10 protein-coding genes and 1 tRNA gene are annotated in these 12,862 nt (G+C 63.0%); 5 read left to right on the top strand and 6 right to left on the bottom strand.

Going from position 1 to position 12,862, the window contains the following annotated elements; translation table 11 throughout:
- Positions 1–6: 6 nt before the first annotated feature.
- Positions 7–327 (top strand): thioredoxin, encoded by a 321-nt coding sequence (trxA, locus tag PF049_08055; GenBank protein WBY15570.1) that lies wholly within the window; start codon positions 7–9, stop codon positions 325–327.
- A 7-nt stretch (positions 328–334) separates the two neighbouring features.
- Here the strand turns inward: trxA and PF049_08060 are convergent, their stop codons facing one another.
- Entirely contained in the window at positions 335–1,117 is a 783-nt protein-coding gene (locus PF049_08060) for an inositol monophosphatase (protein WBY17882.1), read from the bottom strand.
- Positions 1,118–1,146: 29 nt separating this feature from the next.
- Positions 1,147–2,373, bottom strand: a complete 1,227-nt coding sequence (gene argJ, locus PF049_08065) for a bifunctional glutamate N-acetyltransferase/amino-acid acetyltransferase ArgJ (GenBank protein WBY15571.1) — start codon at positions 2,371–2,373, stop codon at positions 1,147–1,149.
- Positions 2,374–2,431: 58 nt separating this feature from the next.
- On the opposite strand from argJ, the gene PF049_08070 reads away from it, so the two are divergent.
- The 3 genes from PF049_08070 to PF049_08080 all read left to right on the top strand — a co-directional run bounded on the left by PF049_08070 (position 2,432) and on the right by PF049_08080 (position 6,358).
- Positions 2,432–2,740 (top strand): hypothetical protein, encoded by a 309-nt coding sequence (locus PF049_08070; GenBank protein ID WBY15572.1) that lies wholly within the window; start codon positions 2,432–2,434, stop codon positions 2,738–2,740.
- 100 nt (positions 2,741–2,840) lie between these two features.
- Positions 2,841–5,582: a preprotein translocase subunit SecA gene (secA, locus tag PF049_08075; protein WBY15573.1), complete on the top strand. Its 2,742-nt coding sequence runs from the start codon at positions 2,841–2,843 to the stop codon at positions 5,580–5,582.
- 38 nt (positions 5,583–5,620) lie between these two features.
- Positions 5,621–6,358, top strand: a complete 738-nt coding sequence (locus PF049_08080) for a sulfite exporter TauE/SafE family protein (protein ID WBY15574.1) — start codon at positions 5,621–5,623, stop codon at positions 6,356–6,358.
- Between the two features lie 20 nt (positions 6,359–6,378).
- Here the strand turns inward: PF049_08080 and PF049_08085 are convergent, their stop codons facing one another.
- From PF049_08085 to PF049_08095, 3 genes are all read right to left on the bottom strand, one after another.
- A complete protein-coding gene (locus tag PF049_08085) occupies positions 6,379–6,717 on the bottom strand; it encodes a PilZ domain-containing protein (protein ID WBY15575.1) in 339 nt (112 codons plus the stop codon).
- Positions 6,718–6,983: 266 nt separating this feature from the next.
- Positions 6,984–7,058, bottom strand: a tRNA-Asn gene (locus PF049_08090).
- A 105-nt stretch (positions 7,059–7,163) separates the two neighbouring features.
- Complete coding sequence (locus PF049_08095) at positions 7,164–7,952, bottom strand: NAD kinase (GenBank protein ID WBY15576.1); 789 nt, start codon at positions 7,950–7,952, stop codon at positions 7,164–7,166.
- Positions 7,953–8,052: 100 nt separating this feature from the next.
- Here PF049_08095 and PF049_08100 point away from each other — a divergent pair, with 100 nt between their 5' ends.
- Positions 8,053–9,345 (top strand): GGDEF domain-containing phosphodiesterase, encoded by a 1,293-nt coding sequence (locus PF049_08100; protein WBY15577.1) that lies wholly within the window; start codon positions 8,053–8,055, stop codon positions 9,343–9,345.
- Between the two features lie 9 nt (positions 9,346–9,354).
- Here PF049_08100 and mfd read toward each other — a convergent pair whose 3' ends face one another.
- Entirely contained in the window at positions 9,355–12,849 is a 3,495-nt protein-coding gene (gene mfd, locus PF049_08105) for a transcription-repair coupling factor (protein WBY15578.1), read from the bottom strand.
- Positions 12,850–12,862: the final 13 nt, after the last annotated feature.

The raw sequence follows: 12,862 nt of genomic DNA on the forward strand, positions 1-12,862 counted from the left end.
TTCCCCATGGCAACCACCGCCGTAACCGATGCAAGTTTCAAGTCCGACGTCCTTGAAAGCGACACGCCCGTGCTGGTCGATTTTTGGGCCGAATGGTGCGGCCCGTGCAAGATGATCGGCCCCTCGCTGGAGGAAATCAGCGACGAACTGGGTGATCGGATCAAGATTACGAAGTTGGACATCATGGAAAACACCGACACGCCCAGCCAGCTCGGCGTGCGCGGCATTCCTTATCTCGCGCTCTACAAGGGCGGCGAGAAGGTGGCCGAAATGACCGGAGCCGCGCCGAAGAGCCAGCTGAAGTCCTGGATCGAAGAGCAGCTGTAAGGTTCTCTTACCGGGTCCCTTCACGCAGCTTTGCGACGAAGGCGTCCCACATCTCCGGTGACGATGCACCGACGAGCCCGGCTTTCCGGCCGGCTTTGTCGGTGTCGTCCACACGGTAAGCCGATCCGTCGCCCCGGGCCGCCTTTCCTCCGGCTTCATTCAGGAACAGTACGCCAGCGGCATGGTCCCACGGCAAAGTCCGTTTGAAGCTGGAGACGTCGTTCTGCCCCAGCGCCAGACGCGGATATTGTTCTGCCGCGCAGCGGGGTATCTCGACCATTTCGTAATGCGGCGCCACCTTGCGCTTGGCAAACTCCTGCTGCTCCGGCGTCAGGAACATCATCGACATGGCGGCGACGGGTTTGTCCCGTCCAGCAGGCCGGGCATGGATCCGTTCCCCATCGACGAAGGCGCCAGAGCCGCTATGCGCATGGCAGAACCGGCCTGTCAGGCAGTCCAGGATCCAGCCAGAGCGGCACAATCCGCCCTCGCTGCGAGCGATGATGATGCCGAAGGGCGGCTGGCCGTGAGCGAAATTGTGTGTTCCGTCGATAGGATCGATGATCCAGCAATCGCCGGACAGCGCATCCATGATGGACGGGTCGGCGTGAACGGCTTCCTCGCCGACAATGGCGGGACCGGCATCGATTGCCGCAAGGCCCTCTGCCAACATGATTTCCGCCTCGCGGTCGGCAATCGTGACGAGGTCGTCGGCCGCCTTTTCGACGATCTGGCTGTCCGACAGGTTGCGATAGCGCGGCAGGATGACCTGCTCGGTCACGCGGCGCATCAGCGCCTCTATCTGGGCGTCCAAGGCGCTCACGAGCGATAGTCGGCGTTGATGGCGATGTAGCCGTTGGTGAGATCGCACGTCCAGACGGTGGACCGGCCATCACCGATGCCCAGATCGACTTCGACCGTGATCTCGTCGCCCTTCAGGTGCCGCGCCAGGGGCGTCTCGTCGAAGTCGTCGACCGGCTGGCCATTACGGGCAGCCCAGTGGCCCCCGAACCCGATCGACAGCTTGTCGCGGTCCGCCGGTTCGCCCGCCTTTCCGACAGCCATGACCACGCGGCCCCAATTGGCATCCTCGCCGGCAATCGCAGTCTTGACGAGCGGCGAATTGGCAATCGAGAGCCCGACTATGCGCGCGCTCTCGTCGCTGCTGGCACCTGTGACCGAGATCGCGATGAATTTCGACGCCCCTTCGCCGTCTCGCACGACGGCCTGCGCCATGTCGCGGCATACCGCTTCCAGTGCGGCGACGAAGGCATCTGCGCCTGCATCCTCCCAGCCGGCAATCGTGGCATTTCCCGCCTTGCCGGTGGCATACACCATGACCGTATCGCTGGTGGACGTGTCGCCGTCGACCGTGATGCAGGAATAGGTGCGCGAATTGATGGCTTCCAGCGCCTGTTGCAGGAAGGCCGGGGCGACTGCCGCGTCGGTAAAGACATATCCCAGCATCGTCGCCATGTCGGGAGCGATCATCCCGCTGCCCTTGATGATCCCGCACAGTTCCACGCGGGCTTCGCCAATCATCGCGGACGCATGCGATCCCTTCGCAAATGTATCGGTGGTCGAAATCGCGAGCGCCGCGTCTTCCCAGCTGCACGGAGGCGCATCGAAGACCGCCTCGAGACCGGCGTCCGCCACGTCGATAGGGAGGGGAACGCCGATGACCCCGGTGGAAGACACGAACACTTGTTCGGCGGCGCAGCCGAGGTGGGTGGCGACCTTCGCGGCGATCCGCTCCACCGCTTCGCGGCCCCTGTATCCGGTGAAGGCGTTGGAATTGCCCGCATTCACGATCAGGGCCCGCGCGGCCCCTTGCGCGACCTGTGCACGGCCCAGTTCCACCTCGGTGGATGCGCAGGCGCTTTTCGTAAAGACCCCTGCAACGCTGGTCCCTTCGGCCAGTTCGGCAAAGGTCAGGTCGGCACGGTCCCAGTCCTTGTACCCCGCACGCACGGTGCGCAGCGTCACCCCGCCGATCGGCAGCATATCGGGGAAGGGAAGGGCGAGCGGGGAGCGTTCCAGGTCCATGATGCAGCCGCGTTATGCCAGCCGTGGCCAAGTTTCCAGAGCGCAGGCGGCATGACACATGGACTTGCAACCATTCCATGCCTATCTGGACCGCACCATGCTTCGCCGCTTTCTGACCCTGCTTGCAATGCTGACCGGTTTCGCGGTTCTGGCTGCGCCTGTGCAGGCCCGGCAAGCTCCGGAAGCGGCCGCTGCGTGCGAGGCGGTTGAAGCGGCCATGGCGACGGACGTCGCTGCGACGTACGGCCTTGAAATTCCGAGCGTTACTGCCGGACGGGGTGCTCCGATCGCGCTTCCGCTTCCGGTAATCGACACGCTGCGGCTCGCGCCCACGGTGGCGCTACGGATCGACCGCTCCCGCGAATAGACTGGCCGTTCGCTTTTTCCAGCGAGACCCCCCGCGCGTCTGCCCCATGGCGCGCACCTTCATCCCGTTTCCATACAGATTTCACGCCAGGTAGGCTCTCATGTTCCAGAATCTCGCGAAGTCGCTCTTCGGCTCGTCCAATGACCGCTACGTCAAATCACTCAGCAAGATCGTCAACCAGATCAACGCGCTGGAAGACGATGTAAAGGCGCTCAGCGACGCCGAGCTCCAGGGCCAGACCCAGAAGTTCCGCGATCTGCTGGCGGACGGCAAGACGCTCGACGACATCCTTCCCGAAGCGTTCGCCACCGTGCGCGAGGCCTCGATGCGCGTGCTGGGCATGCGGCATTTCGATGTTCAGATGATCGGCGGAATCGTCCTGCATCGCGGCGAGATTGCCGAAATGCGCACGGGCGAGGGCAAGACGCTGGTCGCGACGCTGGCGACCTATCTCAACGCGATCGAGGGCAAGGGCGTCCACGTCGTGACCGTGAACGACTATCTCGCCCGCCGCGACGCGGAATGGATGGGGCAGCTATACAGCTGGCTGGGCCTGACGGTCGGGGTGATCGTGCCCAATATCGCTGAGCCGGAACGCCGGGCCGCTTATGAGGCGGACATCACCTACGGCACGAACAACGAGTTCGGCTTCGACTATTTGCGCGACAACATGAAGCACGAGCGCAGCCAGATGGTCCACCGCCCCTTCAACTTCGCCATCGTCGACGAGGTCGATTCGATCCTGATCGATGAGGCCCGTACCCCGCTCATCATCTCCGGTCCGACCGAGGACAAGACGGACATGTATGTCACGATCGACGAGATCGTGAAGAAGATCGATCCAGAGTGGTACGAGGCGGACGAGAAGACGAAGAACATCAGCTGGACCGAGGACGGCGCGGAGGCGATCGAGCAGCTTCTGGCCGATAGCGGCGTGCTGGAAACCGACAATCTCTACGATGTCGAGAACACGCAGGTCGTCCACCACCTCGACCAGGCGCTGAAAGCGAACATCATGTTCAAGCGCGATACGGATTACATCGTGAAGGACGACAAGGTCGTCATTATCGACGAATTCACCGGGCGCATGATGGATGGCCGTCGCTGGTCCAACGGCCTGCACCAAGCTGTGGAGGCGAAGGAGGGCGTGAAGATCGAGCCCGAGAACCAGACGATGGCCTCGATCACCTTCCAGAACTATTTCCGCATGTATCCGAAGCTGTCGGGCATGACCGGTACCGCCGCAACGGAGGCGGGCGAATTCTGGGACATCTACAAGATGAACGTGGTCGAGATCCCGACCAATGTCCCGGTCCAGCGGATCGACGAGGACGACGAATTCTACAAGAACACGATCGACAAGTTCAAGGCGATCGCCCGCGCCATCGCCGAGAAGAGCGAGACCGGGCAGCCGACGCTGGTCGGGACCGTCTCGATCGAGAAATCCGAATTGCTGAGCAAGTTCCTCGACGAGGAAGGCGTGAAGCACTCCGTTCTCAACGCCCGCTTCCATGAAAGCGAGGCGCATATCGTGGCGCAGGCCGGCCGTCTGGGCGCGGTGACCATCGCGACCAACATGGCGGGCCGCGGCACCGACATCCAGCTGGGCGGCAATGTCGAATTTCGCGTCGAGGACGAGCTGAAGGACATGCCCGAAGGCGCCGCCCGCGATGCGGCAATTGCCAGGATCAAGGAAGAGGTTGCAGCGGAGCGCGAGCAGGTCCTGCAGGCAGGCGGCCTGTTCGTCCTGGGTACGGAACGGCACGAAAGTCGCCGGATCGACAACCAGCTGCGTGGTCGCTCGGGCCGACAGGGCGACCCCGGCCTCTCGCGCTTCTATCTCTGCCTCGAAGACGACCTTCTGCGCATCTTCGGGCCGGACACGCTGTTCGCCCGGATGATGAATTCGAACCTCGAGGATGGCGAGGCTATCGGCTCCAAATGGCTCTCAAAAGCCATCGAGACGGCACAGAAGAAGGTCGAGGCACGCAATTACGACGTGCGCAAGCAGGTCGTCGAATACGATGACGTGATGAACGACCAGCGCAAGGTTATCTACGAACAGCGTGCCGACATCATGGATGCCGATGCGGTGGACGAAGTCGTGGTCGATATGCGCCACGACACCATCAACGCGATTGTCGGCAATGCCTGTCCTCCGGGCTCTTATCCTGAGCAATGGGACATCGAGGGGCTGAAGGAGAGGGCCACGGAAGTTCTCGGCCTCACGCCAGACATCGATGCATGGCTGGAAGAGGACCAGGTCGAGCCCGAGATTATCGAGGAACGCCTTCAGAAACTGGCCGACGAAAAGATGGAAGCGAAGATCGCCGCCACCGATCCGTCGATCTGGAAACGGGTGGAGAAGGGCATCCTGCTGGACCGGCTCGATCACCACTGGAAGGAGCACCTCGCCACGCTGGATGCGCTTCGCCAGGTAATCTGGATGCGCGGCATTGCCCAGAAACAGCCGATCAACGAATACAAGCAGGAGGCATTCGGCCTGTTCGAAGGCCTGCTCGACACGCTGCGCGAGGACGTTACGAGTATCCTGATGAAGAGCGAACTTCGCGCCGCTCCGCAGCCGGAAGCGCTGCCCGAACTGCCAGAGTTCCTGACCGGTCACATCGATCCGCTGACGGGCCTCGACAACAGCAATGACGGCGACGGGTCCGCATCGCAGGCAGAGACGTTCGGATCTCTCGCCGGCTCCGCAAGAGCAGGTGCGTCTTCGGGCGGCGCGGCGGACAATCCCTATGCCGGACAGGACATTCCGCGTAATTCGCCGTGTCCCTGTGGTTCGGGCAACAAGTACAAGCATTGCCACGGGGCGCTGGCCTGATCCTGCCTGTTTGCAAGATGCAGCGGTAGGGCCGGACGATGCTCTGGCTCGCCGCTGCTTTCTTCCTGACGGCCCTGCTGTATGCATCCGTCGGCTTCGGCGGAGGCTCGACCTATAGCGCGCTGCTTGCACTGGCAGGTTTCGATTTCCGGCTGCTTCCGGTCCTTTCCCTGCTCTGCAACCTTGTCGTGGTTGTCGGCAGTTTGATCCGTTTTGCTCGCGCAGAAGTAACACCGTGGAAGGGCGCACTGCTGCTGACGGGCCTGGCCGCTCCCGCGGCGTTTCTCGGTGGATTGACGCCGATCCGTGAGGGGGCATTTTTCCTGCTGCTCGGGGTCAGCCTGATCCTTGCGGGGCTGCTGTTGTTCGTTCCACGAAGCGGCACCGAGGGAGAGGCAACGAAGGTCGGCCGTTTCGTTCCGCTTGCAGCGATCCCGCTCGGCTACCTGTCCGGTCTCGTCGGTATCGGGGGAGGAATTTTTCTCGCGCCGCTATTGCACCTGGTTCGGTGGAATTCGGCGCGGGCGATTGCCGCGACGGCCAGCCTCTTCATTCTCGTCAATTCGGCCTTCGGGCTTGCCGGTCAGCTCCTGAAAAATGGAAACGCATTGCTGGTTGAGGCTGCGGGGTTCGGGCTACCCCTGATGGTCGCGGTGGTCATAGGCGGGCAGATCGGCAGCCTGCTGGCCCTTCGGCTGTTCCCGGCCGCCACGATCCGCGCCCTGACGGCCATTCTCACGATATGGGTGGGCATACGGCTCCTTCTTGCAGGTTAGGCCAGGCGCCATGCACAGCGTTACCAGTTGCTGAGACCACCGCCGAGCGAGTTCTCTGCCGTTTCGGACTGCGACCGCTTCAAATGGTCGAACACTGCCACGTGGATCGCGTCGCGAAATTCGACCCCGACATGGAACTGGTTGGTCCAGCGTACGATCGCCGCAATCGGGCCAACGCTGCCGAGCTTGAGAAGAAGGTTCTCTCCCACTTCCAGCCGGCAGAACTTGTCGAAAAACTGGCAACCCTGGAGGTTCAGATCCTTGAAATGGACATCGCGGGAGCTTCCCCGTCCATTTCGATAGGAACCCCATAGGCTGATCGGCTCGCGAGCAAGCTCGCGCCGTCCTATGTCTGTCATACGATACCCGGTTCTTTTTCGTTTTGTTTTATGGGTACGCTTTAGCTGCCATAGGCGGCCGGAAAAACCACATATGATAAGAATCAGTTTAATTCTGTAACTTAACCGTATCCGGCATCCCGTGGTCGCGGAGGGACAGTCAGGAAACGCAGGGAAGGTCGGCTTTCACGGGTAAACCGCGGGTCGCTTGATGATGAGGGAGAGAACTTCCGCCGATCAGCGAAACCGCACCGCACAGGGATCGCTGTTCAGAAGGCTGGAAAAAGTGGCTCCCCGAGTTGGATTCGAACCAACGACCAAGTGATTAACAGTCACCTACTCTACCGCTGAGCTATCGGGGAGCAGCCCGACAGGCAGACGGGGCCTATATGGGGCGGGGATTCCTTTGGCAAGGGGGCTTTGCCGGGAAAATGCACTTGTTTTCGTGGATGCCCCGGATGCGGCGTTCAGGTCACGAATTGCTCGGCGACGATCCGTTCGTCGAGAGAGTGTCCGCGGTCGAACAGCAGGGTCAGTTCCTGCTCTCGCGAGATGGAGATACACACCTGTGCCACGTCGCGAAACTCCGTCTGGTCCGCGACCACGGCAACGGGGCGTTTGTCCGGTTCCCGGACCCGGAAGATGACGTCGTTGCGTTCCGGCAGCACGGCCCCGCGCCACCTGCGGGGCCTGAAGGCGCTGATGGGGGTGAGGGCGATGAGCTGGGAATCGAGCGGCAGGATCGGGCCGTTGGCCGAGAGATTGTAGGCTGTCGAACCCGCGGGCGTCGCGACGAGCACCCCGTCGCAAACCAGTTCCTGTATCCGGACCTTGCCGCTGACCTCGACCTCGATTTTCGCGGTCTGGCGCGTTTCGCGCAGCAGCGAGACTTCGTTGATCGCAAAGCGGGTCTGTATGCTGCCGTCCTGACCGGTGGCCTCCATGCGCAAGGGCGCGATTGCGCGTGCGCTTGCCCTGTTCACCGCGGCGAGCAGGTCGGGGCGCTTGCGGGACTTGTTCATAAGGAACCCGACTGTGCCCATATTGATGCCATATACCGGCTTCACATCGCCCGCATCGAGCATCTGGTGAAGCGTTTGCAGCATGAAGCCGTCGCCGCCCAGCACGACGATCGCATCGGCTTCGTCCGAGGAAACGAAATCGTATATCCCGGAAAGCTCCGAAGCTGCCTCGCGCGCACGCTCGGAATCCACGGCAAGCAGTGTCAGCCGTGTAAACTCATGCGAACCGCTCATCTCTCTCTCCGAATTCCAAAATCTGTTGCGCCGTCCCATAAGATGACGCCCGCGTCAAAGACCAGAGATTTGCCGCCGGACCGTCGCTAGGGCTAGGCAGATGAACGAGATGGCCGCAATCGAGAGAGATATGCTGACAGGCCTGCCTGGCCGGGCAGCGTCGCTGGCGCGGCTCGACGAATGGCTGGCGGGATCGGGGCCGCCCGTTCACGCGATGGTCCTGAGCCTGGGGCGCTTCGAAACCGTCAATCTCGCATTTGGCGAAGCCGCAGGTGACGGAGCGCTCGCCGAGATCGCGCGCCGCCTCGTGCACTTTGCAGAAGACGAGTTCGAGCTGTCCAACTGGATCGCCGCGCGGCTCGGCGGGGGGAAGTTCCTTCTCGCCCTGCGGGAAGAATGCACGCGCGAGCGCTGGCAATGGCTTGGCGAGGCACTGGCCGATGCCGTCGCGCTGCCGATTGCTGCTGTCGAGGCGGATGTGAGCCTTCGTCTTTGGCCACGCATTGCCCTGATCCGCGCGGCGGGCGGTGAGGATGCACAGGCAGTCCTGGACCGGCTCGCGGAAGCTCTCGGGCAGATGAAGGGTGATCCCGGACGCCGCATCACATGGATCGACCGGTCGCACGTCCCCATCGGCATCAGCGGCGCGCAGCTCGAAGCGGACCTGATCGGCGCAATGGCTCGCAACGAAATAGAGCTTCGCTTCCAGCCGCAATATTCACTGCCCGACGACAGGCTGGTCGGGGCGGAGGCGCTCGCCCGCTGGAATCATCCGGCGCTCGGTCAGATCGGTGCGGGGACGCTGTTTGCCATCGCGCAGCTGGCGGACCAGACCTCGGCCCTGTCACGCCATGTCGCCGAGCGCGCGCTGGAACACGCGGGCCGCTGGCCGGAGGCGATGAAGCTCTCGCTCAACGTGACACCGTCCGACGTGGCTGCCGCCGGTTTCGCTTCGGAGTTTCTCGCGCTGGTGGCAAAGACCGGCCTCGATCCGTCGCGGTTGACGCTGGAAATCACGGAGCAGGTCCTGCTGGGCGACGTGGATGCAGCTGCGAAGGTCCTGGCCCGGCTCGATGCTGCGGGGATCGCGATTGCGCTGGATGATTTCGGGGCGGGTTTCTGCAACTTCCGGTACCTGAAAGTCCTGCCCTTGCGATTGTTGAAGCTGGACCGCGCGATGGTGGACGGGATAGCCGACGATCCTCGCGATGTAGAGGTCTTGAAAGCCATCATCGCCATGGCGCGCGCGCTCGATCTGACCGTGGTCGCCGAAGGGATCGATAGCGCGGACAAGCGCACCATCGCCGAGCGGGAAGGCTGTGCGATCTACCAGGGGTTCCTGAAAAGCCGGCCCATCAGGCCGGACGATTTCCTGACTCTCTCTCGCCGATAGCCGCTACGGTCAAGCCGCGGTTTTTTCAGATGCCTTGCGCTTCTTGCGGGCGATCCCGCTCAGGCCCTTCGTCAACTGGAACAGGCCGTTCAGGCGGCTCTGCGGATCGCCCCATGCGCGGTTGATCACCAGCTTCATGTCGGGGCGCAGCTTCGCCGTACCTTTCAGGCGATCGACATAGGCGATGAGCCCCGGCCCGTCGGGGAAGTTGTCCTCGTGGAACGTAACCAGCGTGCCGCGCGCGCCGACATCGATCTTCGCAATGTTTGCCTCGATCGCCTGATGCTTGATTTCGAGCAGGCGGACGAGGTTCCGCGTCGCATCGGGCAGGGGGCCGAACCGGTCGATCATCTCTGCCGCCATGCTCTCGATCTCGGCCTTGTCCTGCGCCTGATTCAGGCGGCGATAAAGCGCCATGCGCACGGCAAGGTCCGGGACGTAGTCTTCCGGGATCATGATAGGGGCATCGACGGTGATCTGCGGGCTGAGGTCGCGCGTGTCCTTCTCCAGCCCGGCTTCGCCGGCCTTGGCCGCCAGAATCGCGTCTTCCAGCATCGACTGGTAGAGTTCGAACCCGACTTCCCGGATATGGCCGGATTGCTCGTCCCCGACCAGATTGCCTGCGCCGCGTATGTCCAGGTCGTGGCTGGCAAGCTGGAAACCTGCGCCCAGCGAGTCGAGATCGCCAAGCACTTTCAGGCGTTTTTCGGCCACTTCCGACAGTTGCATGTCCTGCGCATAGGTCAGGTAGGCGTAGGCGCGCAGCTTGGCCCGTCCGACGCGGCCGCGCAGCTGGTAAAGCTGGGCCAGCCCGAAGCGGTCCGCGCGGTGGATGATGATCGTGTTAGCGCTGGGAATGTCTAGCCCGCTTTCGACGATGGTCGTCGAGAGGAGGATATCGTATTTCTTCTCGTAGAACGCGCTCATGCGTTCTTCGACCTCGCTTGCGCCCATCTGGCCATGGGCCGTCACGACCTTCACCTCGGGCACGGTTTCGCGCAGCCATTCCTCCAGCGGCTCCATGTCCGAAATGCGCGGCACCACGATGAAGCTTTGCCCGCCGCGATGATGTTCGCGCAGCAAGGCCTCGCGCATGACCATGTCGTCCCATTCCATGACGTAGGTCCGCACCGCGAGACGGTCGACCGGCGGCGTCTGGATGGTGCTGAGTTCGCGCAGCCCGGTCATGGCCATCTGCAGCGTCCGCGGGATTGGCGTGGCGGTCAGGGTCAACATGTGCACGTCGGCGCGCAACTGCTTCAGTTTCTCCTTGTGGGTCACGCCGAAGCGCTGTTCCTCGTCGACAATGACGAGGCCGAGGTTCTTGAAGCTGGTCGATTTCGACAGGATGGCGTGCGTGCCCACGACGATGTCGATGTCGCCGCTCGCGAGGCCCTCACGCGTGTCCTTCATTTCGGCCGAAGGGACGAGGCGCGACAGGCGTCCGACTTTCAGCGGGAAACCGGCAAACCGGTCCGAGAAGTTCTGGAAATGCTGGCGCGCCAGCAGCGTGGTCGGGGCGACCACGGCAACCTGCTGGCCGTTCATCGCGGCAACGAAGGCAGCCCTGAGCGCAACCTCGGTCTTCCCGAACCCGACATCGCCGCAAACGAGGCGGTCCATCGGGCGCCCGCTTTCCAGGTCCCGCAGGACGTCGGCAATCGCGCGTTCCTGGTCGTCCGTTTCTTCCCATGGGAAGCGGTCGAGGAACTGGTTGTAGCCGGCCTCCTCGACTTCCAGGACAGGCGCCTTGCGCAGGGCGCGTGCGGCGGCGGTCTTCATCAGTTCGCCGGCAATCGCCTGGATGCGTTCGCGCAGCTTTGCGCGGCGGCGCTGCCATGCCTCGCCGCCCAGGCGGTCCAGTTGCACCGCCTGTTCGCTGCTCCCGTATCGGGTCAGGACGTCGATATTCTCGACCGGGATGTAGAGTTTGTCGCCGCCGGCATATTCCAGCATCACGCAATCGTGCTGGCTCTTGCCCGCGGCAATGGGTTCCAGGCCCAGATACTTGCCGATGCCGTGCTCCACATGGACCACCAGGTCGCCGCGGTTCAGGGCCTGCAATTCGGCAAGGAAGGCGTCGCTGTCCTTGCGCTTCTTCTTGCGGCGCACCAGCCGATCGCCGAGCATGTCCTGCTCCGTCAGCAGGTGCATCTCGTCATTGGCGAAGCCGGTTTCGATCGGCAGCACGACGGCGACAGGCTTGCCCTTGGCGGATTTGCCCAGTGCATCCTGCCAGCTTTCCGCAAGCAGCGTTTCCGATCCCGCCTCCGAAAGGATGGAGGCGATGCGGCTGCGCGACCCTTCCGAATAGGTGGCGAGGATCGGCCGTTTTCCGGCCTTGGTCAGGCTGGCGAGATGTTTTGATGCGGCCTCGTACACATTGTCGCCGCGCGCCCGTTCCGGCGCGAAATCCCGGGCGGAGGTAAAGCCGAAATCGACGACGGCATCGCTTTCGGGTTCGGCGAAGATGACGCTGCGATGGACCGGCGCGTCGACGAGCGCCTGCTGCCACTCGTCCGCTGCGAGATACAGCGCCTCTGTCTCCAGCGGTCGATAGCCGCCCTTGGCCTGTCCCGTCGCGTTGGCCCGGGATTCGCGGTAATCGGCAATGTCGGAAAGACGCTCGTCCCCTGCCTGCAGCACCGCATTGTCCGCGACGACCGTATCGTCGTCTCCAAGATGATCGAACAGCGTGACCAGACGTTCCTCGAACAGGGGGAGCCAATGCTCCATGCCCGCCTGGCGGCGACCTTCGCTGACAGCCTCGTAAAGCGGGTCCTGCGTGGCTGCGGCGCCGAATTTCTCGCGATACCGGCTGCGGAAACGCTTGATACTCTCGTCATCGAGCAACGCTTCGCTGGCCGGCAGCAGCAGGAAGCTGTCGAGCGTTCCCGTGGTGCGCTGCGTCGCAGGGTCGAACAGGCGCAGCGATTCCAGTTCGTCACCGAAGAAGTCGAGCCGCAGGCCTTGGTCGAGGCCCGAGGGGAAGATGTCGACGATCGAGCCGCGCATCGCGTATTCGCCGTGATCGACCACGGTATCGGACCGGGTGTAACCTTGCTTGCGCAGCAGCGCGGACAGGGTTTCATGACCGATTTCGAAGCCGGGCTTCAGCTCCCGTACGCTTTCCCGGATACGAAAAGGAGTGAGCACGCGTTGCAGGACCGCATTGACGGTCGTGACGAGCAATTGCGAGCCGACCTTGCCGCGCTGCAGGCTGTGCAGGGTGGCGAGCCGCTGGGCGCTTATCGATAGCGCGGGACTCGCGCGGTCGTAGGGCAGGCAGTCCCATGCCGGAAACTCCAGCACTTCCAGTTCCGGCGCGAAAAAACGAGCGGCATCGGCGACGGACCGCATGGCCGCTTCGTCGGGCGCGATGAAGACGCCGCGCCCCGTCGCCGCACGCGCCATATCCGCCATGACCAGCGGCTGCGCCCCGCGGGCCACGCTTGCAAGCGTGAGCGGCTTGTCAGCCTTCAGGATGCGGGAGAGGTCGGGCATTCTCTGGCCTTAG

Source organism: Erythrobacteraceae bacterium WH01K (assembly GCA_027941995.1).
Classification (GTDB): Bacteria; Pseudomonadota; Alphaproteobacteria; order Sphingomonadales; family Sphingomonadaceae; genus CAJXSN01.